The following is a 24,415-nucleotide window of genomic DNA, read 5'->3' on the forward strand; positions in this document are numbered from 1 at the left end:
AATTCAGGACCTGGGGCCCAGTGTCAGGCAAACTGTACGGAGGAAACTTATGGAACATTCAGGAATACTTGTCGTAGGAGGCGGCTTCAGCGGAATCACTGCCGCATTGGAAGCAGCCGAAGTCGGACATTATGTGTATATCATCGAGAAAAATTCGTGTCTTGGGGGACGCGTTTCCCAGTTGAATCAATACTTCCCCAAGCTTTGTCCTCCTTCCTGCGGATTGGAAATCAACTACCAGCGAATCAAGAACAATCCCAGGGTTAAATTTTTTACTCTTGCCGAAGTCGTCTCCGTTACGGGTTCTCCTGGTAATTATACGGCCAAGATCAAGCTCAGCCCGCGGTACGTGAACACCAACTGCACCGCCTGCGACAAGTGTTCTCAGGTCTGTCCCGTGGAAACGGATTCCGAGTTCGAACTCGGTCTGCAAAAACGCAAGGCCGCGTATCGTCCGCACTTGAATTCATTTCCGTTGCGCTACGTGATCGATCCCGAGGTCTGTCTCGGAAAGAGCTGTTCCAAGTGCGTCGAGGCCTGCGCCTACGATGCCATCGACCTGGACGACCGGGAAAAGGAAATCACCCTGAACGTGGGCGCCGTGGTCTGGGCCACGGGCTGGAAGCCGTACGATGTGTCCAAGCTGGAAATTCTTGGCGCGGGCAAGGTCAAGAACGCCATCTCCAATATGCAGATGGAACGGTTGGCCAGCCCCAGCGGGCCCACCAACGGCAAAATCGTCCGCCTTTCCGACGGCAAGGCTCCGGAACGGATCGCCTTCGTGCAGTGTGCCGGATCGCGCGATGAGAGCCATCTCTCCTACTGTTCCTACATTTGCTGCATGGCTTCCTTGAAGCAGGTCACCTACTTGCGGGCCCAATATCCGGATGCGCAGATCGTGATCTACTACATCGATATCCGAACCCCCGGACGGTACGATAAATTTTTGCAAAAGATCCGTGAGGATGAAAAAGTCCTGATGGTCAAGGGCAAAGTCGCCCAGGTCGTGGAAGACGGCGCCACCGGCGACGTTCTGGTGACCGCCGAAGACATCATCAAGGGCCTGAAGAAAGAGGAGCGGTTCGACATGGTGGTCTTGGCCACTGGAATGGAACCGAGCGTTGCTGGACAGACCCTTCCGGCGGGCTTGCAGCAGGACGACGATGGATTCTGTATTTCGCAGGAAGCCGGAGTGATCGCGGCGGGGTGCGCCAAAATGCCCCTGGACGTCATGCGCTCGGCCCAGACCGCGACTGGTGCGGCGCTGAAAGCAATTCAAACCGTGGTAGGGAGGTAAGCAATGTCCAGCAAAATTGGTGTATATATTTGCGAAGGTTGCGACATTGGCCCTCAACTGAATGCAGGGCAACTCGCGGAATTCGTGCAAAGTGAATACGGCGGCAGCTGCCCGGTGATCAAGACCGCTCCGGTGCTATGCAGCCAGGAAGGCAAGTCCATGATCCAGGCGGATATTGACGCTGAAACCATTGATGGCGTCGCTGTCTGTGCATGCTCTCCCCGAGTGAAGTGGGACATTTTTCAGTTCGGTGAAAAGGCAGTTGTGGAGCGCGTCAATTTGCGCGAGCAGTGCGCCTGGACGTATGCCCGTCCTGAAGCCGACACGACGGCCGAAGGTGAAGTGCCGGAAACCCTGCGGATGATGGCTCAGGACTATATTCGGATGGGCATTATCAAGTTGCAGAAGTACGTTGTTCCGCAACCTGAGATTCCGGAAGTTACCAAGACCATTCTGGTGGTCGGTGGTGGGAACACCGGTCTGACCGCCGCCCTGGGCGGCGCCAAGCTGGGCTACGATGTGGTCCTTTTGGAGAAGCAGGGACAATTGGGCGGTTTCGCGGCTCAGATGTACAAGCAGGTGCCGTACACCTACCCCTACACCCAGGCTATTCCGACAGGCGTGGACAAGAAGATCAACGACGTTTCCGCCAACGACAAGATTCGTGTATTCACCGGGTCTACGTTGAGCAAGCTTGAGGGCGCTCCCGGTCAGTACACCGCCGTGATCGCCACCGGCAACGGCGAGGAACGCATTCCCGTCGGTTCCGTTGTCCTGGCCACCGGATGGAAGCCCTTTGATCCCGAGGCTCGAGTCGTGGAGACCGAAGCCCCGAAGGAGGAGAGCAAGGAAGGCGAGGAGATCGCCGTCGTAGATACTCCGGAAATTCAGAAGGGCGAAAATGTTTTGGCCCCGCTCGGGCACGGCAAGTTCACCAACGTGATCACCAACGTGGACATGGAGTTGATGGCCAAAAAAGGTGAACTGCTCCGGCCTTCCGACGGCCGTCCCGTTCAGTCCGTGGCCTTCATCCAGTGCGCCGGGCAGCGTTCCACCGAGGAAGGGCACCTGCCGTACTGTTCCTCGGTCTGCTGCATGGTTTCGCTGAAGCAGGCCGGCTATCTGCGGGAAAAGAACCCCAACGGCAAGGCCTTCATCATCTATAAGGACATGATCGTCCCCGGTGTTCAGGAGCTGTACTACAAGGCCGCTCAGGACGATCCCGGCATTTTCCTGACCAAGGGCGACGTGATCGAGGTCAAGGAAGATTCGGACGGGGGGATCATCGTCCAGGCTGAAAATACTTTGCTTGGCGAACCCTTGGAGATCAAGGTCGACGTCCTGGTGCTGGCCACGGGCATGGTGCCCACGACCCTGGCCGAGCCGATCATGAACTTCGCCTATCGCCAGGGACCGGCATTCCCGGATTTGAATCTGTTCAACGGTTTTGCCGATTCCAACTACATCTGCTTTCCTTACGAGACTCGACGGACCGGCGTTTATTCCGCCGGCTGCGTCCATCAGCCCATGCTCATGGGTGCCGCGGAGGACGACGCTTCGGGGGCCGTGCTCAAGGCCATCCAGTGCCTTGAGTCCATCAATCGCGGCATGGCCGTCCATCCGCGGTCCGGTGACATTTCCTTCCCCAAGTTCAACATGGTCCGGTGCACTCAGTGTAAGCGCTGCACCGAGGAGTGCCCCTTCGGCGCCCTGGACGACGATGAAAAGGGTACGCCGCAACCCAACCCGACCCGCTGCCGCCGTTGCGGCACCTGCATGGGCGCGTGTCCGGAGCGCGTGATCTCCTTCGAGGAGTACAACGTGGACATGATCGCCTCGATGATCAAGGAAAACGAAGTTCCGGACGACATTGACGAAGGCGGTCCCCGGGTCATCGTGTTCGTCTGCGAGAACGACGCCTATCCGGCTCTGGATATGGCCGCGTTCCAAGGCAAGAAATGGTCTCCGTACGTCAGGTTCATCTCCGTCCGTTGCCTGGGCTCCATCAACAGCATCTGGGTTGCCGACTCCATGTCCAAGGGCATTGACGGCGTCCTGCTGCTGGGCTGCAAATACGGCGACGACTACCAGTGTCACTTTGCCAAGGGCAGCGAGCTCTGCAACAAGCGGATGGAGAACATCGCCGAGACCCTCGGACGCTTGCAATTGGAACCGGAGCGGGTCCAGCAGAAGCAGGTGGCCATTGACGAATACGACAAGGTCCCGCAGATGATCGACGACTTCATGAATCACATCATCGACGACATCGGCGCCAACCCATACAAAGGCTTCTAGGAGGTGACGGAATATGGCACAAGTTAAACGCATTGAGCCCGATCTGCAGTTCATTCAGGAGATGCAGGCCGCGGGCGGAGAATCACTCAAGAAATGCTATCAATGCGCCACGTGTTCCGTGGTCTGCCCCCTGTCGCCGGAGGAAAATCCCTACCCGCGCAAGGAAATGATCTGGGCACAGTGGGGATTGAAAGACAAGCTGGTGGGCGATCTGGACATGTGGCTCTGCCACAATTGCGGTACCTGTTCGGACCAGTGTCCGCGCGGCGCGAAACCCGCTGACCTGATGGCGGCCATGCGCAACATGGCCTACCAGAACATCGCGCAACCGACGATCATGGGCAAATTCATGAGTTCGGCCAAGTACCTGCCGATCCTGGCCGGTATCCCCGCTCTGATCTTCCTGGTCGCTTGGTTCGTGACCTCCGGCTTTTTTGGTACGCCGGTGGATGAAAATGGTCAGGTGCTGTACCGCTTGGTCTTCCCCCAAACGGCCTTTATTGACCCGCTATTCGGCTTGATCGCCGTGGCAGTGCTCGTGATTTTCGCCAGGGGCGTGCTTTCCCTGATCAAAATCTTCAATGATTCACCACAAGCGCCCATGGGCGGGGTACCCGTATTGACCGTGCTCAAATCCACATGGCAGGTGATCATCGACGAGATTCTCTCCCACACAAAGTGGAAGGAGTGCGGTGGAGACAATACTGACCGCTACTACGGGCATATGGGAATATTCTTTGGCTTTGTCGGTCTGTTCATCGTGACGGCCTATGTGGGTGTTGCTTACTGGCTGGGCGTGTTCACCGGCTGGGACTTGATGACCCCGTTGAGCCTGTGGAACCCTTTTAAGATTCTGGCGAACATTGCTTCCATCGCCTTGCTCGTCGGCTTGGTGCTGGTGACCAAACGGCGCTTGAACCTGGACGACGCGAAATTCAAGTCGTCCTACTACGACTGGTACCTGTTGGGCGTGATCTGGGTCGTGGCCCTCTCCGGCATGTTCAGTCAGCTGTTGCGCTTGGCCAATGTCCCCGGCGCAGCCTACCCGATGTACTATATTCACTTGGTGAGCATCTTCATGCTGTTCGCTTATCTGCCGTGGTCCAAATTGGCTCACCTGGTCTACCGAACAGTGGCCTTGGGCTATGCGCGGCACATCGGCAGGTCGCCCAAACCGCAAGCTTAGAGCCTCGTCTCTTCGCGTGATGATCAAAACCAGGGTCGTGAGACCCTGGTTTTTTTTAGGTCGAGCGTAGCCCTTGTCAGAACGAGTCGTTCAAGCTATATTTTCTGTTTCCGCAAATACACCAAGGAGTCATTTCCAATGAAGAAAGAGATTCATCCTGAAATAAGCAAGCGCAAGATCCACTGCGCCTGCGGACATGAAATTGAGGCTTTGACCACCCAGCGCAACGACGTCCAGATGGAAATCTGCGCCAACTGCCATCCCTTCTACACCGGCAAGCAACGTTTCGTGGACACGGCCGGGCGGATCGACCGCTTCAAAAAGAAGTATGCTTCCGTCGCCGGCGGCAAGGCCTGATTTGGAGAGCCTCCCCAACTGCGTCCATCCTCCCAAGCTTAAGGAATACGCCTGCGCGTTCACGGGCATGACCCAACGACGATGTAGGCGTTGTTCTTCTGCCGAGGCTTCACCCGGTGCCTCTTTTGGGCCGATGCCCTTAGGACTTGTTTGAACTTCCCGGTCACGTAATTTGCATTTCCAAGATGGACTGACTCGCCATGTTCGCCAAGCTCGAAAGCTTGCAGGAAAAATACCAGGAATTGGAACGTGAACTCAGTTCCGCCGAGGTCTTCACCGATCAGGAGCGCTATCGGCAACTGACCAAACGGCATGCCGAGCTGGGCGAGATCGTTTCCGTCTATCGGGAATTCACTCGTCTTTCGGCCGATGCACATTCCAACAAGGAACTGTTCAGCGATTCAGACCCGGAAATCCGGGAAATGGCTCGGGCCGAGGCGACGCAGTTGGAGGAGCAGTTGGAGACGCTGCGGCTCCGGTTGCAGATTCTTCTGCTTCCCAAAGATCCTTTGGACGACCGGAACGTGATTCTGGAAATCCGAGCCGGAACCGGCGGCGAAGAGGCGGCTCTTTTTGCCTCGGATCTCTTCCGAATGTACATGCGGTATGCGGAGCGAGTCGGCCTGCGCACGGAATTGATTCAGGCCAGCGAGAGCGGTACCGGCGGGTTCAAGGAAGTCATCGCCGCCATATCTGGAGACAAGGTTTACAGCCGGCTCAAGCACGAGTCCGGGGTGCACCGGGTCCAACGCGTCCCGGCCACGGAATCCCAGGGCCGGATCCACACTTCCGCCGTGACCGTGGCCATTTTGCCCGAAGCCGAGGAAGTGGACGTGCACATCGATCCAAGCGACGTGCGCGTGGACGTGTATCGCTCTTCAGGTCCCGGGGGGCAAAGCGTAAACACCACGGACTCCGCCGTGCGCGTGACCCACATCCCCACGGGGCTGGTGGTCATTTGTCAGGACGAAAAGTCGCAGCACAAGAACCGGGCCAAGGCCATGAAAGTCCTCCGCTCCCGACTGCTCAAGGCCAAGCAGGACGAACAAAAAGCCTCCTACGATCAGAACAGAAAGAATCAGGTCGGCAGCGGAGACCGTTCCGAGCGGATTCGAACCTACAATTTCCCACAGGGGCGAATCACGGACCATCGCATCAACCTCACCCTATATCGTTTGGAATCCGTGCTGGAAGGGGAGATGGACGAGTTGGTGAACGCCCTGGTCCAGCACTATCAGACTGAAGCCTTGAAAGCCGAATCCGACGACGGATATTGAACATGTCGCCGTCGCGACCCACATTGCGTGAAATCCTCGCCAAAAGCACCCAGTTTCTTACCACGAAGCAAGTAGACTCGCCTCGCCTGAGTGCGGAACTCGTCACCGCGCATGCATTGGGGCTGAATCGACTCGATCTTTTTCTGGATCTGGACAAGCCTCTGAGCGAACCGGAGCTGGCCCGAATTCGTCCGCTCCTGGCGAGGCGGGGAACCGGCGAACCCATGGCCTATATCCTGGGGCGTCGCGAATTCTACGGGCTGGACTTCCATGTCTCTCCCGAAGTGCTGATTCCTCGTCCGGATACCGAGTTGGGTGTCGAGCTTGCACTGAAGCTGTTTGACCGGGAGCAATCCTTTTGTTTTGTCGACGTCGGTACCGGCAGTGGGGCGCTTTGCGTCACTCTGCTTAAACTTTTTCCCCAGGCTCGGGCCGTGGCGACGGATATTTCTTCTGGCGCACTGAACGTCGCGACCGGAAATTTGCGGCGACACGGCGTGGATCACCGCTGCTTACGGATCAGGGGGGACTTGTTGCGGCACGTGAAAGGACGCAGCCTGGATTTGATCGTGGCCAACCTGCCGTATATCGGGGAGAAAGAGGCAAAGAGCCTGAGCCGGGAAGTCGTCGCCTTCGAGCCCAGCCTCGCCCTTTTCGGAGGATTGGAAGGCGATGAACTGTTTCCTCCCCTGTTACGTGACGCTCAGGAAGTCCTGGTCAACGGCGGGGTTGTGCTTCTGGAAGTCGGAACGGGTCAGGCGCCGGGCCTTTGTGAGCGAATTCGGGATATGTCGCCCCGATGGGCGGACATCGCGATTCATAACGATCTCGCGGGTCATGAGCGATATGTCCAGGCCCGGTTGCGATGGTGACGTTCGTGGTTTCAGTGTTGTGAAAAGAAAACGCCATTAGTTGCGAAAGCAACGAATTCTGAAAGGCGGTCGAGAATGAAAGCTAGGTATTTCAGGGTGTAACTGAATGTCATGGAGCGGTACGTTCATTGCATGGTCGTGACGCAGAAGGAGTGCGCATGATCTGTCAAAAAACAATTAAAAAATCCATCCAGTGTTCAGGCATCGGCTTGCACAAGGGCCGCAAGGTCCGTCTTGTATTGCGTCCGGCTGCCGAGGATACCGGGATCGTCTTTGCCTTGCACGGCGAGGACGGTGTTCGCTTCCACAGGCCGTCCGCGGATGCCGTGGTGGAGACGACCATGGCCACGACTCTCGGGTTCGGCGGCCAGCGACTCGCTACCGTGGAGCATCTCCTGGCCGCCGTCCGTGGCTTGGAAATCGACAATTTGTTCGTGGAAGTGGAGGGAGACGAAGTGCCGATCATGGACGGCAGTTCGGCCTCCTTTATTTTTTTGCTTCGTGCAGCCGGTTTTCGACGTCAGAACAAGCCTCGAAAGCTGCTGACCCTGAAGAAGCCCATTGAGTTTCAACAGGACGGCAAGTGGATCAAGGCGCGCCCCTCGAAGCGGCTGACCGTGGATTATACCATCAACTTCAATCACCCCATGGTCGGAACGCAGAAGTTTTTCGTGGAGTGCAATCCCGAAACCTTCACCCGGCATGTGGCCAAGGCCAGGACCTTCGGCTTCATGCGCGAGGTCGAATATTTGCGGCGTAACGGGTTGGCCCTGGGCGGCTCCTTGGACAACGCGGTGGTGCTGGATGAATACGGCGTGATCAATCCGGAAGGGCTGCGCTATCCCGACGAGTTCGTTCGGCACAAGGTGTTGGATTTCATCGGGGATCTTTTCGTTCTCGGAATGCCCATGACCGGCGACTTCGAGGTATATTGCTCCGGCCATGCCCTGAACAACGCCTTTGCCAGATACATCGTGGAGCATCAGGCAGATTATCTGGAAGTCGACGTTTGCGGCGAGCAACCCGTGCCTGCCGAGATCGTTCTGCCCTCGCTGTCCGAGGTCCCTGTGACCTCCCAAGTGTGGAATTAAACCCGTCCCTCCTTTCGTCGTATCAGCGGCGTTTTGCCCCGTTCGATTTCGAACGGGGCTTTTTTTATGGATTTCGGGCGACTATTGACACTTCTGATCCGTGCTTGGCATTATCCCCCGCTGGTCAGCACCGACGCCGGGCGTATGGCGGGGCCGGCGGATTCCATGCCGGGTCTTCGGCGAAAAATGTAACCGTAGAGATAGCAGTTTTATGGACTCCCATCACCTCCAAAGCATTTTTACACCGCAACGGCTGGAGCGGATTTTTCCTGCGCAACGAAGCACGGATTTTTTCGAGGCCCTGTACGGCGACGCCGACGAAGCGGCTTTTGACGTCAAGTTGGCCTTTAACGGCGATGCGGCGGGTCGGTTGAACTTTCAGTTTCAGTTGGTCCAGCGGCCGGGCAAATGTCTGGCTTGCAACCTGACCTACGGCCTGCCCAAGGTCTTCATTCGTCATCCGGTGATCAACATGACCGGTCTCGTCGCGGACATCGCGGCGGCCTTGGACCTGCCCGCTTCCCGCCTGCAATGGAACCTGGACCAGACCGAACCCCACCGTCAGGATCTGCACGTTATTCCCCTGCCTATTACGATCCTGCCGGAATAACCGCCTCGTTCGCGTTTGCTCATTGAGCTGCTTCATCACCCAGAACGCACTTCAGGCCCCAATCTCGGCCCTTGAGCGTCGCACCCACGGGACGAACGCGGACTAATTGCCGTGTGGCGAGTACGCGTGTTTTGCCGTCCGTCCCGCCTGCGTTCTCCTCCGGTCCTTCCGACTGCTGGACCAGTCGGCACGGCACGTAGTACTCGCATTTGCCCCGAAACGGGGCGGTTCCTTCCACAACCATGGTCACCGCGGCGCACTCGGCCAGAGCGCGAAGAAAGCCTCGACGCTTGGTCCCGGTCAGGGCACGCAGTTGTCGGGCGCGATCCCGGCGAGCCTCCTCCGGCACCTGGTCCAGGCGATCCGCCGCCGGAGTTCCGGGCCGGGGAGAAAAGGGGAAGACGTGGGCGTAGGTCAGGGGTAAGGCGGAGCAGAACTCCAGGGTTTCCCGAAAATGGACATCCTGCTCGCCGGGGAAGCCGGTGAGCAGGTCCGCACCCAGAGCGTAGAGGCCCAGCCGATGCTCCAGTCGGTGGCAGAAGTCCAGGATGGTCTCGGGCTGGTAATGGCCCCGGCCCATGGCCTTCAAGACCGCCGGACTGGCGCTCTGCAGGGAGAGGTGCAGGTGCGGACAAAGCAGCCGCGACCCGGAGATTACGTCCAGGGCCTTGCTTCCCAGCATGGCCGGATCCAGGGAGCTGAGCCGCAGCCTGGCCCGTTGGCCCCACATCGGCGCGAAAGTCCGGTCCAACGTCAGAACAAGGTCCCAGAAGTCGCATCGGGGCTGAAGATCCTGGCCGTAGAGCCGGAGATTGACGCCGATCAAGCTGATCTCCCGGAATCCCGCCGCAAGCAGACGCCGGACCTCTTCGATCACCTCCCCCGGCTCCCGGCTTCGTCCCGGCCCTCTGGCCAGGGGCACGATGCAATAGGTGCAGCCATGCGAACAGCCGTCCTGGACCTTGACCTGGGCCCGGGCACGCCGAAAGTCCGAGACGCCTGCCAACATGTTCACTATGGGCTTTGAGCCGGAGGACAGTTCCTCTGCGGACTGTTGCAGCAACGGCTCCGGTCCTTCCAGAAGTCTTCCTCGATCCTGCGTTCCGATAACCCCGACCACCCCGGGAAGGCCGCGCAACTCCGGACCAAAGGTCTGGGCCGCGCATCCGGTGATTACGATCCGGGCCTTGGGCGCGCTCCGATACAGAGCCGCCGTGGTCTTGCGCAGCTCGGCCACGGCCTTGGCGGTTACGGCGCAGGAATGGATCAGAATCACGTCAGCCTGAACAGCTTCCGCAACCTGTACATGTCCTTGACCAGTCCAGTGCTCCAGAATGACCTGGGATTCGTATTGGTTAACCTTGCAGCCGAACGTGGTCAGGTGGAAGCGCATGATTCGAATGTTCTTCAAAAGGCGAAAGTTCAGGAACTGATCACCCCGCCGGCCAGGACTTGCCCTTCGGCGGAGTAGATCACTCCGATCTGGCCGGGGGCGGCGGGTTCTCGGGGTTCGGGATAGGTCAGGACGAGCGTGTCGGGGCTGGATGATTGCCTTGCTTCCGGGGCCGAACCCAGGCGGGCCGATTCGGGGCGTTGGCGGTAGCGGGTTTGCAGGCGGAGGTCCCGGGGCCAGGCGGTGGTGGGGACGAGGAAATTGATGGATTCCAGGCGGCATGTGTCGCTGTACAACCGGGCCCGCTCGCCCACCACCAGGATGTTGGCGGCCAGATCCTTGCGCAGTACGTAGAGCGGCTCGCTCCAGGCTACGTCCAGGCCTTTGCGTTGGCCGATGGTGTACTGCCAGAGGCCCTTGTGCTCGCCCACGGTCTCTCCGCCTTCGAGAACCATGAGGCCGACCGGCGGCAGTTTTGAAAGCCGGGAGGCCAGGAAATCCCGATAGTCGCCTGAAATGAAGCAAACCTCCTGGCTTTCGCCGGGCAGGGGCGGAGCGAGGCCCAGGCGCTCCAGTTCCGGCAGCACGTCCTGCTTGCGGCGGTCGGCCAGAGGGAAGGCGGCCTGGGCAAGCTGGTTCGGGGTGAGCAGGGCCAGGAAATAGCTCTGGTCCTTGGCCGGGTCCGCGCCTCGCCAGAGGGCGGGGCCGTGATCCGTGAGGGTCAGGCGGGCGTAGTGACCAGTGGCCAGGGTTCGAGCACCCTGTTCGCGCACTGCGTCCAGGAGCAGGCCGAATTTGATCCGGGCGTTGCACCAGGCGCAGGGATTGGGCGTGCGGCCTTCCAAATAGCTTTGGATATAGGGCGCGACCACCAGCTCTTCGAACCGGGAGCGCAGATCCAGGACTTGGAACGGAACATCCAGAACACGGCAGTTTTCCCGCAGTCCGTCCAGGACTTCGGGCGGGGTCGTGTCGGCCAGCTGGGCATGGATCGCGACAAGGTTGCGCTCCCGCCGGAGTAGGGCCAGAGCCATCAGGCTGTCTCGGCCTCCGCTGACGGCAACGGCAACGGTCACGGGGCCTGTTGGGCTATCCCGGTGGGCAGGGGCAGCCGGGGCAGGCGCTGTTCCAGAACATGGCCGACCTGGAGGAGTACATCTTCCCGGAAGGCCGGTCCCAGGATCTGCAACCCCACCGGCAGGCCGCTGCGCTCACCCAAACCAACAGGCAGGCTCAGGCCGGGGAGGCCGGCCAAATTCAGGGAGATGGTGAAGATGTCGCTCAGGTACATCTGCAGCGGATCGGCTGTTTTCTCGCCCATGCCGAAGGCCGTGGTGGGCGTGACCGGGCCGCAGATCACGTCGCAGCGTGCAAAGGCCTCCAGGAAGTCCCGCTGGATCAGGCGGCGGATCTGGGCGGCCTTTTTGTAGTAGGCGTCGTAGTACCCCGAGGAGAGCACGTAGGTGCCGAGCATGATGCGGCGCTGGACTTCTTCGCCGAAGCCCTTGCTGCGGGAGTTGCGGTACATCTCGATCAGGTCGCGGGCATCCTTGTCCCGATACCCGTAGCGCACCCCGTCGAACCGGGCCAGGTTGGAGCTGGCTTCGGCGGAGGCCACGATGTAGTAGGCGGCCACGGCATAGGACGTGTGGGGCAGGGTGATCGGGACGCAGGTCGCGCCCAGTTCCTCGGCCAGGGTCATGGCCTGCTTGCAGCGCTGGGCCACGTCCGGCTCCAGGCCGTCCTCGCCCCAGAACTCTTCGGGCATGCCGATGCGCAGGCCGGAAAGGTCGGGCCGCTCGGCCAGCAGGGCCGGGTAGTCCGGCACGGGCAGATCCGCGCAGGTGGAATCCTTGGGATCATGACCGGCGATGACCCGCAGGAGCAGGGCCGCGTCCTCCACGGTCAGGGTCATGGGGCCGATCTGGTCCAGGGAGGAGGCGTAGGCCACAAGGCCGTAGCGAGAGACCCGACCGTAGCTGGGCTTGAGCCCGACTACACCGCAAAAGGCAGCAGGCTGACGGATGGAGCCTCCGGTGTCCGTACCCAGGGCCGCGAAGCCCATCCGCGCGGCCACGGCCGCGGCTGAACCGCCGCTGGAACCACCGGGAACGACGTTGAGGTCCCAGGGGTTGGCCGTGGGGTGAAAGGCGGAGTTTTCCGTGGACGAGCCCATGGCGAACTCGTCCATGTTCACCTTGCCCAGGATCATGGCCCCGGCTTCACGCAGCCGGGTTACGACCTCGGCGTCGAAGCAGGGTGTGAAGTCGGCCAGCATCCGCGAACCACAGGTGGTCCGCATGCCGCGAGTGGTCAGCACGTCCTTGAGGGCCAGGGGGACGCCCCACAAGGGTTTGGTTGCCAGGATGTCCGGCGTGGGGCCGACGCGGTCCATTTCCCGGGCTTGGCCAAGGACTTCCTCGTCGGCCCGGGTAAGAAAGGCGCGGATGGAGGGCTCCAGGGCGTCCATCCGGTCCAGGCAGGACCGGACCACGTCCTCGACCCGGACCTCGCCGACGGCCAATCGTCGGCGAATCTCGGCCATGGTGTGGAAAGAAAGTTCAGACATGCTCTGTCCTTCAGTGGGTATTTTGATTTGTCGAGAACGTGAAGCGGTGATGCGTTTGGGCTGCGAAAATCAACCGACGATCCGGGGGACGATGAAGTAGCTGCCGTCGGTTTCCGGAGCGTTGCCCAGGAGTTCCTCCCGGCTATATTCCATGCGGACCTCGTCGTTCCGGAACACCGTTTCGTGGGTCACCGGAGAATACAGCGGCTCCACCCCGGAAGTGTCCAGTTCGTTCAGCTTCTGCATATAGCCGAGGATATCGTTGAATTGAGCCGCGAACTGCTCCACTTTCTCCGGCTCCAGGTTCAACCTGGCCAACCCGGCTACTTTTTCTACTTCATCAGTACTGATGCTCATGCGTTCTCCTTGTTCATGCTGCTCACGTTCCGAGTGATTATTCTGATTCGCATCTGGATCAATCTAACACGATGACGGATCTCCGTCCGGCCATCACCTTGCGAACCGCTCCCTGACTCGGTCCAACTGATTCCGTAGCGCCATCGGATCGATGAGGTTTAATCCTTGGCTCGTGGGTTGGAACAGGAAGAGGTCTTGGCGGGCTTGGCCTTGGTCGTTCCAGGAGAGGGGGGCCATGCTCCAGTCGAAATCCGAGAACGCGGCCAGGTGGGCGTTCAGGTGGTCCGGGGAGCTGGTCTGGGCGGTTTGGCTGATCCGGGCGGCAAAGCGGATGAAGTCATAGCCCAGGGCCATCCAGAAATCCGGGGTTTGATCAGAAGCGTGCGCGACTTCAGTCAGGGCGCGAGTCGCGGGCGAGGGGTTGTCCGGCCACCAGGCACCGGGCATCGCGGCCAGGCGGAAGTACTGCAATTCCGTGTGCCGAGGGCGTTGCAGCCAGGCTTGGCTCCAGAGTTCCGGGCCCAGGATCAGCAGGCGCGGCTCGTCGTAGTAGAAGAATTGAGGCAGGAGCACCTCGGCGTCGCTCAGGCTGTCCGGGATGAATACGGCCTGGAACGGGGGCCTGGGGAGGACGGCTTCTTCCTGGCGGCCTCGGCGTTGTTGGGCCGGAACACCCAGCAGCGAGGCCACGGCCTCGCCCCACTCTTCATGTTGGCCGGGCTGATAGCTTTGGTGGCCGGTAATTTGACCGCCCATGCGGATAACTTCCCGTGTGAACATCTCTCCCATGTGCTCGCCGAAGCGGTCTTGGGGAAAGAGCACGGCCAAGCTGGAGATGCCCATTTGGCTCAGGGCCAGGTTGGCCAGAGTGCGGACCTGGTCTTGCGGGCCGGCGAAGAACCGCCATGCCTGTTGGCCCTCCGTGGCTTGGCCCATGGTGGGCATGAAAGTGAAAAAACGGCGCTGGGACGAGAGGTTCGTTCCATGCAGCCGGTCCCAGGCGTCACGCTGGATCGGACCGCCGATCATCCGGCATTCCGGGGCCATGGTCGACAAGGTCTCCAGAATGTCCGCGGCTTGGGAATTGGCGATCTCCAAGCGCACCGGATAGCCGTTCTTTTCAAGCGCGGCGCGTCCGGCTTCTGCTCCCCGGACCACCTTCCAACCGGTTTCGGCCAGTGGGCCGTCCAAGGGAAGAAGAAGGCCGACGCAGATACCGGGCGTCCCGAAGTGCTCCTGCAATTCGTCGAGGTCCTCGACGAAAGGCCGGGGATCAGTCCACACACCTTGCTGCAGGAGGCGCTGCATGGCCGCCCAGGTCTCAGGCCATTCTCCCGGACGTTGCCGGGCTTCGCGACGGCGCTGTTCCCAGGCGAACACGGAGTTGGGAAAGGCGGTCGACTCCGCGGATGGGACTCGCTCTACAAGCCGTTGGAGCGACGCATCCGGGATTTCCCTGACGATTTGGACCACGACCCGTTCCAGTTCGGCCTTGGCCTGGGCGTCCGGGGCAGCGGCGTGCAGGTCGGCGAAGAGAAGGGGCAAGGGGGCGTAGTCCCTGTGCTGGCGGTATATTTCCGAGAGTCGGATCCCGGCGGAGGACCGCAAGGACCACGGGGATTCCGGTTGCCGCAGGATCTGAAGCAGATAGTCCTCGGCCTGATCCTCCTTGCCCTGCCCCAGCAGGGCAAGGACCCGGTAATCGTGCCAGAACCACTCCAGGCGCAGTTTCGGGTCCAGCAGGGCCCAGCGGATCAGGGCGTCCTGGGCGCGGACGTAGTCCTGGGTCTGCAGGGAACTGATGGCCAACCGCTCCCAGGCCAGGTCCAGTTGGCGATGATCCAGCGGCTCGGACACCAGGACATCGTAGAGTTGTCGACTGCGTTGGTAGTCCCTGGCCTGCCACGCTGCGTCGGCTTGCAGGAGCAGCCCCTGAACGGTCTCTTCCGCGGGCGGCGGGGCAATGGGGGGCAGGCGTTTTTTCTCAATGCAGCCGCCGGCGAAAAAGACCGGGATGATCAGGAGAAGGATCAGGATTCCGCGTAGAGCAAGTTGGTGAACCATGCAACCGCCTTGAAAAGGAGACTCTGGGGCATCTTGGATATTGGACGAGATAAAGGCAGCGGGCGTCGCGTACAAAAAAAGCCTGACCCGCGTTAACGCGGGTCAGGCTTGAGGTATAGGGATACGGCAAACAGCCTGTCAAGGCGACGGCATCCCGGAGTGCTACTTGACCTCGGTGTAGTCCGCGTCCACGACGTCGTCGTCCTTCTTCGGACCGTCCTGCTGGCCGCCCGGCTGCGCTCCAGGCTGGGGACCGGCTTGGCCGCCCTGTTCTCCACCGCTTTTCTGGGCGTAGAGTTGTTCGGCCAGCTTGTGCGAAGCCTGGGCCAACTCCTCGGAAGCACGGCGGATTTCAGCTTCGTCGTCGCCTTCCATGAGCTTCTTCAGGCTTTCGATCTTGGTTTCGATTTCGCCGCGCAGCACGGAGTCCAACTTGTCGCCCAGGTCGTTGATGGACTTCTCCGTGGCGTAAATCAGAGAGTCAGCGTGGTTGCGGGCTTCGATGAGCTGCTGTTTCTTCTTGTCCTCGTCCGCGTGGGTCTCGGCGTCCCTGACCAGGTTCTGGATTTCGTCCTCGGACAGGCCGCTGGAAGCGGTGATCCGGATGGACTGCTCCTTGCCCGTGCCCAGGTCCTTGGCCGAGACGTTGACGATCCCGTTGGCGTCGATGTCAAAGGCCACCTCCACCTGGGGCATGCCCCGGGGAGCGGGCGGGATGCCGGTCAACTCGAAGCGGCCCAGGGTTTTGTTGTCCCCGGCCATGGGCCGTTCGCCCTGGAGCACGTGAATGGAAACCGAAGGCTGGTTGTCCGCGGCCGTGGTGAAGACCTGGCTCTTGCGGGTCGGGATGGTGGTGTTGCGCTCGATGAGCTTGGTGCAAACTCCTCCCAGGGTTTCGATGCCCAAAGACAGCGGGGTGACGTCCAACAGCAGCACGTCCTTGACGTCCCCGGCCAGAATTCCGCCCTGAATGGCCGCGCCCATGGCCACGACCTCGTCCGGATTCACGCCCTTGTGCGGTTCGCGTCCAAAAAAGTCCTGGACTTTTTTCTGCACCAGGGGCATCCGGGTCATCCCGCCGACCAGGATCACCTCGTCGATGTCCGAGGTCTTCAGTCCGGCGTCGGCCAGGGCCTTTTTGCAGGGCTCAATGGTTCGGTCCACCAGGTCTTCCACCAACTTGTCCAGCTTGGCCCGGGAGAGCTTGATCAGCAGGTGTTTGGGGCCGTTCTGGTCCGCAGTGATGAAGGGCAGGTTGATTTCCGTCTCCATGGAGGTGGAGAGTTCCTTCTTGGCCTTTTCTCCGGCTTCCTTGAGCCGCTGCAGAGCCATGCGGTCCTTGGACAGATCAATTCCGTTGTCCCGCTTGAATTCGCTGACGAGGTAATCGATAACCCGGTGGTCGAAGTCCTCGCCGCCAAGAAAGGTGTCGCCGTTGGTGGCCCGGACTTCAACGACGTTGTCGCCGACTTCCAGAATGGAAATGTCGAAGGTCCCGCCGCCCAGGTCGAACACGGCGACCTTTTCGTTCTTTTTCTTGTCAAAGCCGTAGGCCAGGGAGGCCGCGGTGGGCTCGTTGATGATCCGCTTGACTTCCAGTCCGGCGATCCGTCCGGCGTCCTTGGTGGCCTGGCGCTGGCTGTCGTTGAAGTAGGCCGGAACGGTGATTACGGCCTCGGTCACGGTTTCGCCCAGATAGGCTTCGGCGTCGGACTTCAGCTTCTGCAGGATCATCGCCGAAATTTCCGGAGCGCTGTACTTCTTGCCGTTGATGTCCACGTAGGAATCGCCGTTGCTCCCTTCGACGATCTTGTACGGGCAACTATCCTTCCAGGACGTGATTTCCTTGGCGTCGAAACGACGGCCCATCAGTCGCTTGATGGCGAATACGGTCTTTTCCGGGTTGGTGACGGCTTGGCGCTTGGCAATCTCACCGACCAGCCGTTCCTTGTCGGTGAAGGCCACGATGGACGGAGTGGTTCGTCCGCCTTCGGGGTTGGTGATGCATTTGGGCTCCTTGCCCTCCATCACATAGACGCAACTATTCGTCGTTCCCAGATCGATACCGATGATTTTTCCCATGTTTTTGATTCCTCCTGAACGCAATGGATATTTTTCGATCAAGTTAAGGTTGATTGTCCGCTTGTAAAGGGGCGGATGAAAAAATTATACGGCGCACTCCATACTGACCAGCACTTTGGCCGGACGGAGCAGCCGTCCTTTGAGGCGATAGCCTTTTTGAACCACGTGGCAGACCTTGCCGGGCTCAAAGTCCGGATGCGGCTGCTGGGCCAAGGCTTCGTGCCAATTGGGGTCGAAGTCCTCGCCGGATTGGCCCAGAGGCTCCAATTCGTGGCGGGCGAGAATGTCCAGAAACAGTTTGCGGGTCATTTCCACCCCGCTGAGCAGCTCCTTGCTCGTGCCGGTCTTTCCGCCGTGCTCCAGGGCCAGGTCCAGGTTGTCCAGGATCGGCAACAGGTCTTCCAGCACGGATTCCGTGGCGAATTTGCAAAAGTCGTCCTTTTCCCGTTGCAAGCGCTTCTTCAGGTTTTCAGTGTCCGCGGCCATGCGCAGTTTTTCATCCTGGACCTGGGCCAAAAGTCGACAGTTGGGACAGACTTTTTCCTCGCACAGCCGGGTCAGCTGCTCCTCATCGATCATATCGGCAGTCATTTTCGGCGTTCCGGTCTCCTCCGATCCGTTCGCGACATCCTCGACATCGATGTTCTCGCCCACGGTATGGTCCGCCCGATGTGCCGCCTCGGCATAGGGATTATTCTTTTGAGACATGTTCTCCTCCTTGCGTATCTAGGACCCTTTATATCTAGGGCCCTTTAAAAACGATTTCTCAAGAGCTGGCTGATCACCTGGGCCGTGAATTCGACCAGAGGGACAACCTTGGCGTAGTCCATGCGGATCGGGCCGATGATGCCCACCACTCCCAGGGGGTCGTCCTGTCCCAGGTAGGGAGAGGAAATCAGCGTGAATTCCTGCAAGCCTTCCTGATCGTCTTCGCGCCCGAAGATGATGGAAATACCATCGGGCTTGGCCACCTTGTCCAACAGTTCCAGCAGTTGGGTGCGTTCCTCCAGCATGCGCAGTAGTTCCTGAAGCTTGGCCGGGTTGGCGAACTCCGGGTGGGTAAAGAAGTTCACCGTGCCCTCGACATAGACTTCCCGCTCGTTTCCGCCGGAGAACACCTGCTGGGCCAGGACCAGGGCCTGTTGACTGACGGCCTGATACTCACGCTGGACCGCGTCCATTTCCTGGAGCAGCTTGGTCCGGACCTGGGCCAGGGTCCGGCCTTGGAACAACTGATTCAGATAATTGCTGTACGTGACCAGATCGTCCGTGCCCAACTCGGGCTCCACGGAGACGATCTTGTTGCGGACGATGCCGCCCTCCACCACCAGAATGGCCATGGCCAGGCCGGGCTTGAGCAGGATGAAGTCGATGTGCTTGAAGCCGATGTTCGTGGCCTTGGGCGCCAGGACCATGCTCACCTGCCGGGTGTAGGCCGACAGGAGCCGGGAGGCGTTGCGCAGCAGTTCGGAGACATCCCGCCTGTCGTCGCCCATGTGCTCGGTGAGCTGGGTCCGTTCCTCCGGGGTGAGCGGGTGATATTTCAATAGGGTGTCCACGTAAAAGCGGAAGCCATGCGCCGAGGGTATCCGTCCGGCCGAGGTGTGAGGCTGTTCCAGATAGCCCTTGTCCGTCAGGTCGGCCATGATGTTGCGGATGCTGGCCGGGCTGAGGTTCAGATTGGATTTTTTGGCGATGGTCCGGGACCCCACGGGCGCGGCCGTCTGGATGTAATCCTCGATGAGCGTCGTCAAAACGCCGATTTCGCGTGGCTGAAGTTCCATGGTGGTATCCTGTCTAGCACTCGATAAGAGAGAGTGCTAGACCCCATAAATATGCCGGAAGGTTCTGTCAAGGAAGGAGGGGGCGATACTCACCCGCTATCTGAATCGGTATCGAAAACGAAATCGTGATCGAAATCGAACCTTATGTCCAAGAAGATTTCGTAATCACGGAGTGATGCACAGCATTCTTAATTCCAGGTTCAATTCCGATTTCGGTAGCGATTTCGATTTCGAGGGCATGGCCCGATGCAGGCGTGAAACACCGCTCCATTACCTGCATCAGCAGACGTGGCAGAACACATATTCCCGCAGCCCGTGCAGCCAGGGGCGGGGCTTGACACCGGTAAGCGCGGTGAAGGATTCGCTGTTCAGTACGGAATAGGCCGGGCGGTGGGCTTTTTGCGGATATTGGTCCGAGGTGATGGGGTGGACGTCGCATTGCAGGCCCATGGCTTGCACGGCGGAAGCGGCCAGTTCGCACCAGGAGGCGCAACCGCCGTTCACGAGATGAAATATCCCGGTCCCCCCGGCTTTGAGCAATTCCACGGAATATTCGGCCAGGTCCGGGGTGTAGGTCGGAGAGCCGATCTGATCGTGGACCACGTTCAAGGAGGCGCGCTGGGAGGCAAGGGTGAGAATCTTGCTCACGAAGTTGGTCCGTCCCGGTCCGAAGAGCCAAGCCGTGCGGACGATGCTCAATCGGTCCAGAGCCAGTTCCCGCAGCGCGTTCTCTCCGGCCAGTTTGGTCTTGCCGTAGATGCACAGCGGATTGACGGCGTCGTCGGGCCGGTAAGGCTCGCAGCCCTGGCCGTCGAAGACAAAGTCCGTGCTGTAATGTACCAACTGGATGCCGCGCTGCTTGGCCAAGCGACCGAGCTTGACGGGCAGGAGTTTGTTCACCTGCATGGCCAGTTCCGGCTCGTCCTCGGCCAAGTCCACCTGGGTGTAGGCCACGGTGTTGCAGATCACGTCCGGCTCGTGGCGGTCCAAAAAAGCGGCGAGTTGATCCGTGTCGAAGAGATCTACGTCTTCCCGGCCCACGGGCAGCGCGGTCCAGCCCGCCTTGGTCAGGGCGGCGCAGAGGGACTGGCCCAAGAGGCCGGTCTTGCCGCCCAGGACCATGACGTTTTGGGGTGTCCGCCGCGTCGTGGAATCGGTTTGCCCGCTCATCGCCGCTCTCCGTACCAGGCGTCCATGAAGTCGCGGTAGCTGCCGTCCTGGACCCGGCGCAGCCATTCCCGGTTGTCCTCATACCATTGGATGGTTTCCCGAAGCCCTTGGTCAAAGGTGACGGATGGGGCAAATCCCAGCTCCCGGCCGGCCAGGGCGAAGTCCATGGCGTAGCGTCGGTCGTGGCCGGGGCGGTCCTGAACAGAGCGAATCAAGGAGTGGGGCTTGCCCAGCAGGTCCAGGATGGCCGTGACCACTTGAATGTTGGTGCGTTCGGCGTCGCCGCCGAAGTTGTAGACCTCCCCGGGGCGGCCCCGGTCCATGGCCAGTTCCACGCCGCGGCAATGGTCCAGGACGTGAATCCAATCCCGGACGTTGGTTCCGTCGCCGTAGACCGGCAAGGGCTTGTCTTCCCAGGCCAGGGTGATCATCAGGGGGATCAGTTTTTCCGGAAACTGGAACGGTCCGTAGTTGTTGGAGCAGCGGGTGATCACCGTGGGCAGACCGTAGGTCTCGTGATAGGCCCGGACCAACAGGTCCGCCGAAGCCTTGGAGGCGGAGTAGGGGCTGTTGGGAGCCAGGGGGGTCTGCTCGGTGAACAGGCCCTCCGGGCCGAGGGTTCCGTAGACCTCGTCCGTGGAGACCTGCAAGAAGAGTGTGATTTTTGCTTTGCGGGAGGCCTCCAGCAGGTTGTGCGTGCCCTGAATGTTCGTGGTGATGAACGGCGAGGAATCGTGGATGGAACGGTCCACATGGGACTCCGCCGCGAAATTGAGCACGGCCTGGATCCGGTGTTCGGCCAAAAGTCGGGGAACCAACTCCGGATCGGCGATGTCTCCATGGACGAAAACATACCGGGAGTCCTGACCTTGTTCCAGGGGCAGCAGGTTCATCCGGTTTCCGGCGTAGGTCAACTTGTCCAGGTTGACGACGAGCAGATCCTTGCGGCGCTCCATCAGGGACAGGATGAAGTTGGAGGCGATGAATCCACATCCTCCGGTGACCAGAATGCGGCTGAGACGGCGTTGCATGCGTGATCCTCTTGAATATGTGCGGGCACCGAGGTTCCCAAAGCCCTCGGATGTCCTTTAAGCGGAAATGGAGAGCGACAGGCGAAAGAAAATATTGGGTCGCGGGCAAAAGCGTGAACTTGTAGCCCCGGCCCGCGGCAAAGGTCAAATATCGGTTCGGGAGCCGGTCAACCCCGTCAGGGTCTGGAGCACTTCGACCATCAGGTGTTTGTCCCGGGGCAGGACCTTGTCGATGGCCACGTTTCGCGGGACGGTTTCCGGGTTGCTGGTCAGGAGGATGAAGGGGATTTTGGCGTTGCGGCCCTGGGAGGCGCGGATGGCCGCGACCACGGCCACGCCGTTGAGCCGGACGAGTTCACGGGCCAGGACGGCGACCTGGAATTTGTGACGCATCAGCAGTTCGATGGCCGCGATTCCGTCGTCCACCATGGTGATCTGGACGGGCTGGTCCGCCAGGGCCTTGCGCAGGACCTGCTGCATGATGTTCGAGGGTTCGGCCATCAGCACTTCAATACGCCGTTGTTTCTCCGGTTCCCGCAAGCGTTCCAACTCGGCTTCCAGGGACGCATAGTCCGGATCGTCCGCGCCGGCCACCTGTTGCACTTTGCGCAGCAGATCAATGTAGGCCAGGGACTTGGAAATGCAGTTGTCGCTGAAATCGCACGCCCCGGAGGCTTCGGTAAGAAGGTTTTCGAATTGGTGGCAAATAGCGGTGATGATGTGCAGGCCATGGGTTCCGCCAGAGCCTTTGAGGCTGTGCACGCCGCGATACAGTTCCTCGAAAACGTCGCGGTCGGCGGGGGTCCGTTCCAGTTGGATGATTTTTTGCTCCAGGCGATCGCAACGCTCTCCCATTTCGTTTAAAAATGCCCGCCGCATCTGCCGCAGCAGGGCTTCAATCTTGTCCATGTTTATGCGTCCTTTTGCATAGCGCCGCCGAGATGAATACGGTCCCGGCCGCTGCGTTTAGCGTCATACAAGGCCTCGTCCGCGGCCACGAGCATGGCTGAAGCGTCCGGATACTCCTCGGCCATGACCGCTCCAGCACTCAGGGTCACGGTAAAATCTTCGTTTTCGGCGGTAAACCGGATTTCCTTGAAGCGTTTACGAATGTCGTCCAGCAGCTCTCGAGCCGCTTCGGGTTCACACCGGGGCAGGACCACGGCAAATTCCTCCCCTCCGTACCGTCCGATGCCGTCGGTCTTGCGCAAGCGTTGTTTCAGGAGATGGGCAAGGGCCTTGATCACTTGGTCGCCCACAACGTGTCCGTAGGTGTCGTTGACTTTTTTGAAGTGATCGATGTCCAACATGGCCACGCACAGGGACGTCCGTTCGCGCTTGGTTCGGGCAAATTCCAGGGCGATCTGTTCCTTGATGCGAGAGTGCTTGAGCAGGCCGGTCAGGCTGTCCTTGACCATCAGTTCCGTGAGCTGGCGCATTCGGGCGGCCCGGACCGAGATCGCTGCGGCTAGGTGGTGGTCGGAGATGGGTTTGGTCAGAAAGTCGTCCCCTCCGCTGCTCAAGGCCGAAAGTTGTCGGTCCTTGTCCGTCTCCGCGGAGAGGTAGATGATGGGCATGCTCACCCATTCTTCATGCATCCGGATCACTCGGGCCAGGTCCATCCCGGTATAACCGGGCATGGCCACGTCCATGAGGATCAATTCCGGCTGGAATTCCCGCAAAACGTGCAGAATGCCCTGGGGTTCGCTCAGGGTCTTGGCTTCCATTCCGTCCGCTTTCAGCACCAGTGCGTAGTGCTTTGCCAACTCCTCGTCGTCGTCCACGATCAGCAGGCGATAGGGAATGTCTTGCTTGCGACGAATGGACTGCTCGACTCGGTCGATGAGTTTGGGGACATCCACCGGCTTGGGAAAGAACCCTTCAGCCCCGATGCGGGCGGCTTGGACCCGGATATCAAAGGTGTCCCGGTCGGAGAGAAAAATGATCGGCCGCCCCAGGTCCGTGAATTCCGGGGAAAGGACTACCTGTTCGATGGTGTTCAGGCCGTTTGATTCAAAGGCCACGTCCAGGATTATAACATCCGGCTTCCGGTGGTGGAGGGATTGGGCCGCCTCAGCCAGCAAGGTATAGCGATGAATCACGTAACCGAAGTGCCCGAAGATTCGCTTCAATTCCTGGGCCAACGGTTCTTCGTCCTCCACCAAGCATACCACGACTTCGCCGTTTATTTTCGAAGGACGGTCCGTCGTTTGCGCGGCGTCGTCGGAAGGTTCATCAACGGGCTGATGTTCCGTCAGGTATCCGCGCAGAGCATGCACGTCGCGACGGAGATCATGTAGGTCTTGCGCCGGGGGCATTGTCGGCCGGGAATTTTGCACCCAACCTTGAAGACGGACTTCAAGGCTTCTGGCTGCCGAGCCCAATTCCGGGAAGCCAAAGGTACCGGCGGAACCGGCCATTTTGTGCAGGGCGCGTAGCATTTCCTCCAGGCGAGGAGCCGTGTCGGAATCCGAGGCCAGAGCGTCGGCCAGTCGCTCTAGTTGTGGAATCTCGCTGTCCAGGCGCTGGCGGAACATGTCTCGCAAGGCTTGCAACTGGTCTGCTATGGCCGACGATTTATCCTCACTCATTTTTCCGTTCCCAGATCGCACGCACCTCGTCGGCCAGTTTCATGGGGTCAAAGGGCTTGGCGATTACTCCCCGAGCCCCGAGGGCCAAGTACTCGGAAACTTCTCCCGGCTGGACCTTAGCGGTCATGAAGACCACGGGAGTGTGCTCCAGGTCTGGCAGTTTTCTCAATTCACCCATGGTTGTCGGACCGTCCATGCCCGGCATCATCACGTCCAACAAGATCAGGTCCGGAACGAACGTCCGCACGGTCTCCAGCGCATCCCGGCCGGAGGAACAAACCTTCAAGGTAAAGCCACCGACCATCTCCAGGGCGATCTGAGCCACGGCCTGGATGTCCGGTTCGTCTTCCACGTAGAGAATATTTTGGAGGGTGCTCATTTGTTGTGTG

Annotated in this window: 21 protein-coding genes; 8 read left to right on the forward strand and 13 right to left on the reverse strand. The window is 59.9% G+C overall.

All coding sequences use genetic code 11. The features are described from left to right. Positions 1–49 precede the first annotated feature (49 nt). The 8 genes from DESLA_RS0115895 to DESLA_RS0115930 all read left to right on the forward strand — a co-directional run bounded on the left by DESLA_RS0115895 (position 50) and on the right by DESLA_RS0115930 (position 8,985). Positions 50–1,297, forward strand: coding sequence for a CoB--CoM heterodisulfide reductase iron-sulfur subunit A family protein (locus tag DESLA_RS0115895; RefSeq protein WP_028573229.1), 1,248 nt, complete (start codon positions 50–52; stop codon positions 1,295–1,297). Positions 1,298–1,300: 3 nt separating this feature from the next. Further along, the gene (locus tag DESLA_RS0115900) at positions 1,301–3,592 is read left to right on the forward strand and encodes a hydrogenase iron-sulfur subunit (protein WP_028573230.1); all 2,292 of its coding nucleotides are present in this window, start codon (positions 1,301–1,303) and stop codon (positions 3,590–3,592) included. 13 nt (positions 3,593–3,605) lie between these two features. Beyond that, positions 3,606–4,778 (forward strand): quinone-interacting membrane-bound oxidoreductase complex subunit QmoC, encoded by a 1,173-nt coding sequence (gene qmoC / locus DESLA_RS0115905; RefSeq protein ID WP_028573231.1) that lies wholly within the window; start codon positions 3,606–3,608, stop codon positions 4,776–4,778. A 138-nt stretch (positions 4,779–4,916) separates the two neighbouring features. Then, a complete protein-coding gene (rpmE, locus tag DESLA_RS0115910; protein WP_028573232.1) occupies positions 4,917–5,135 on the forward strand; it encodes a 50S ribosomal protein L31 in 219 nt (72 codons plus the stop codon). A 200-nt stretch (positions 5,136–5,335) separates the two neighbouring features. Then, a complete protein-coding gene (prfA, locus tag DESLA_RS0115915) occupies positions 5,336–6,412 on the forward strand; it encodes a peptide chain release factor 1 (protein WP_028573233.1) in 1,077 nt (358 codons plus the stop codon). A gap of 2 nt (positions 6,413–6,414) precedes the next feature. Next, on the forward strand, positions 6,415–7,284 hold the full coding sequence (prmC, locus tag DESLA_RS0115920) for a peptide chain release factor N(5)-glutamine methyltransferase (RefSeq protein WP_035261946.1): 870 nt from the start codon (positions 6,415–6,417) through the stop codon (positions 7,282–7,284). 161 nt (positions 7,285–7,445) lie between these two features. Then, positions 7,446–8,375 carry a UDP-3-O-acyl-N-acetylglucosamine deacetylase gene (gene lpxC / locus DESLA_RS0115925; RefSeq protein ID WP_028573235.1) on the forward strand — a complete coding sequence of 310 codons (930 nt, stop codon included), beginning with the start codon at positions 7,446–7,448 and terminating at the stop codon, positions 8,373–8,375. Positions 8,376–8,586: 211 nt separating this feature from the next. Further along, a complete protein-coding gene (locus DESLA_RS0115930; protein WP_028573236.1) occupies positions 8,587–8,985 on the forward strand; it encodes a hypothetical protein in 399 nt (132 codons plus the stop codon). 19 nt (positions 8,986–9,004) lie between these two features. Here the strand turns inward: DESLA_RS0115930 and DESLA_RS20970 are convergent, their stop codons facing one another. From DESLA_RS20970 to DESLA_RS0115995, 13 genes are all read right to left on the reverse strand, one after another. Beyond that, positions 9,005–10,378, reverse strand: a complete 1,374-nt coding sequence (locus tag DESLA_RS20970) for a MiaB/RimO family radical SAM methylthiotransferase (RefSeq protein WP_156932997.1) — start codon at positions 10,376–10,378, stop codon at positions 9,005–9,007. 29 nt (positions 10,379–10,407) lie between these two features. Continuing rightward, positions 10,408–11,454, reverse strand: a complete 1,047-nt coding sequence (gene mnmA, locus DESLA_RS0115940; RefSeq protein ID WP_028573237.1) for a tRNA 2-thiouridine(34) synthase MnmA — start codon at positions 11,452–11,454, stop codon at positions 10,408–10,410. Next, a complete protein-coding gene (gene gatA / locus DESLA_RS0115945; protein ID WP_028573238.1) occupies positions 11,451–12,947 on the reverse strand; it encodes an Asp-tRNA(Asn)/Glu-tRNA(Gln) amidotransferase subunit GatA in 1,497 nt (498 codons plus the stop codon). The genes mnmA and gatA overlap by 4 nt, the downstream gene beginning before the upstream one ends. Positions 12,948–13,016: 69 nt before the next feature. Continuing rightward, a complete protein-coding gene (gene gatC / locus DESLA_RS0115950) occupies positions 13,017–13,304 on the reverse strand; it encodes an Asp-tRNA(Asn)/Glu-tRNA(Gln) amidotransferase subunit GatC (RefSeq protein ID WP_028573239.1) in 288 nt (95 codons plus the stop codon). Between the two features lie 93 nt (positions 13,305–13,397). Next, on the reverse strand, positions 13,398–15,368 hold the full coding sequence (locus DESLA_RS0115955) for a penicillin-binding protein activator (RefSeq protein WP_028573240.1): 1,971 nt from the start codon (positions 15,366–15,368) through the stop codon (positions 13,398–13,400). 162 nt (positions 15,369–15,530) lie between these two features. Next, positions 15,531–17,450, reverse strand: a complete 1,920-nt coding sequence (gene dnaK / locus DESLA_RS0115960) for a molecular chaperone DnaK (protein ID WP_028573241.1) — start codon at positions 17,448–17,450, stop codon at positions 15,531–15,533. A gap of 84 nt (positions 17,451–17,534) precedes the next feature. Then, positions 17,535–18,158 carry a nucleotide exchange factor GrpE gene (grpE, locus tag DESLA_RS20975; protein ID WP_051434758.1) on the reverse strand — a complete coding sequence of 208 codons (624 nt, stop codon included), beginning with the start codon at positions 18,156–18,158 and terminating at the stop codon, positions 17,535–17,537. A gap of 44 nt (positions 18,159–18,202) precedes the next feature. After that, the gene (gene hrcA, locus DESLA_RS0115970) at positions 18,203–19,234 is read right to left on the reverse strand and encodes a heat-inducible transcriptional repressor HrcA (RefSeq protein WP_028573242.1); all 1,032 of its coding nucleotides are present in this window, start codon (positions 19,232–19,234) and stop codon (positions 18,203–18,205) included. A gap of 279 nt (positions 19,235–19,513) precedes the next feature. After that, positions 19,514–20,404: a dTDP-4-dehydrorhamnose reductase gene (rfbD, locus tag DESLA_RS0115975; RefSeq protein ID WP_245590082.1), complete on the reverse strand. Its 891-nt coding sequence runs from the start codon at positions 20,402–20,404 to the stop codon at positions 19,514–19,516. After that, positions 20,401–21,435, reverse strand: a complete 1,035-nt coding sequence (rfbB, locus tag DESLA_RS0115980; RefSeq protein ID WP_028573244.1) for a dTDP-glucose 4,6-dehydratase — start codon at positions 21,433–21,435, stop codon at positions 20,401–20,403. Before rfbB ends, rfbD begins: the two co-directional genes overlap by 4 nt. Before the next feature lie 144 nt (positions 21,436–21,579). Continuing rightward, on the reverse strand, positions 21,580–22,344 hold the full coding sequence (locus DESLA_RS0115985; protein WP_028573245.1) for an ATP-binding response regulator: 765 nt from the start codon (positions 22,342–22,344) through the stop codon (positions 21,580–21,582). Between the two features lie 2 nt (positions 22,345–22,346). After that, the gene (locus DESLA_RS0115990) at positions 22,347–24,026 is read right to left on the reverse strand and encodes a diguanylate cyclase (RefSeq protein ID WP_028573246.1); all 1,680 of its coding nucleotides are present in this window, start codon (positions 24,024–24,026) and stop codon (positions 22,347–22,349) included. After that, positions 24,019–24,405 (reverse strand): response regulator, encoded by a 387-nt coding sequence (locus tag DESLA_RS0115995; RefSeq protein WP_028573247.1) that lies wholly within the window; start codon positions 24,403–24,405, stop codon positions 24,019–24,021. The genes DESLA_RS0115990 and DESLA_RS0115995 overlap by 8 nt, the downstream gene beginning before the upstream one ends. Positions 24,406–24,415: the final 10 nt, after the last annotated feature.

This window comes from Desulfonatronum lacustre DSM 10312 (assembly GCF_000519265.1).
Lineage (GTDB): Bacteria > Desulfobacterota > Desulfovibrionia > Desulfovibrionales > Desulfonatronaceae > Desulfonatronum > Desulfonatronum lacustre.

Coding starts and splice junctions, on each gene's coding strand:
- rfbD (WP_245590082.1), bottom strand. CDS start 20,404: ATGAGCGGGCAAACCGATTCCACGACGCGGCGGACACCCCAAAACGTC.
- gatC (WP_028573239.1), bottom strand. CDS start 13,304: ATGAGCATCAGTACTGATGAAGTAGAAAAAGTAGCCGGGTTGGCCAGG.
- DESLA_RS0115985 (WP_028573245.1), bottom strand. CDS start 22,344: ATGGACAAGATTGAAGCCCTGCTGCGGCAGATGCGGCGGGCATTTTTA.
- DESLA_RS0115895 (WP_028573229.1), top strand. CDS start 50: ATGGAACATTCAGGAATACTTGTCGTAGGAGGCGGCTTCAGCGGAATC.
- DESLA_RS0115955 (WP_028573240.1), bottom strand. CDS start 15,368: ATGGTTCACCAACTTGCTCTACGCGGAATCCTGATCCTTCTCCTGATC.
- DESLA_RS20970 (WP_156932997.1), bottom strand. CDS start 10,378: ATGCGCTTCCACCTGACCACGTTCGGCTGCAAGGTTAACCAATACGAA.
- hrcA (WP_028573242.1), bottom strand. CDS start 19,234: ATGGAACTTCAGCCACGCGAAATCGGCGTTTTGACGACGCTCATCGAG.
- prmC (WP_035261946.1), top strand. CDS start 6,415: ATGTCGCCGTCGCGACCCACATTGCGTGAAATCCTCGCCAAAAGCACC.
- rfbB (WP_028573244.1), bottom strand. CDS start 21,435: ATGCAACGCCGTCTCAGCCGCATTCTGGTCACCGGAGGATGTGGATTC.
- grpE (WP_051434758.1), bottom strand. CDS start 18,158: ATGTCTCAAAAGAATAATCCCTATGCCGAGGCGGCACATCGGGCGGAC.
- prfA (WP_028573233.1), top strand. CDS start 5,336: ATGTTCGCCAAGCTCGAAAGCTTGCAGGAAAAATACCAGGAATTGGAA.
- dnaK (WP_028573241.1), bottom strand. CDS start 17,450: ATGGGAAAAATCATCGGTATCGATCTGGGAACGACGAATAGTTGCGTC.
- DESLA_RS0115930 (WP_028573236.1), top strand. CDS start 8,587: ATGGACTCCCATCACCTCCAAAGCATTTTTACACCGCAACGGCTGGAG.
- gatA (WP_028573238.1), bottom strand. CDS start 12,947: ATGTCTGAACTTTCTTTCCACACCATGGCCGAGATTCGCCGACGATTG.
- DESLA_RS0115990 (WP_028573246.1), bottom strand. CDS start 24,026: ATGAGTGAGGATAAATCGTCGGCCATAGCAGACCAGTTGCAAGCCTTG.
- qmoC (WP_028573231.1), top strand. CDS start 3,606: ATGGCACAAGTTAAACGCATTGAGCCCGATCTGCAGTTCATTCAGGAG.
- DESLA_RS0115900 (WP_028573230.1), top strand. CDS start 1,301: ATGTCCAGCAAAATTGGTGTATATATTTGCGAAGGTTGCGACATTGGC.
- rpmE (WP_028573232.1), top strand. CDS start 4,917: ATGAAGAAAGAGATTCATCCTGAAATAAGCAAGCGCAAGATCCACTGC.
- DESLA_RS0115995 (WP_028573247.1), bottom strand. CDS start 24,405: ATGAGCACCCTCCAAAATATTCTCTACGTGGAAGACGAACCGGACATC.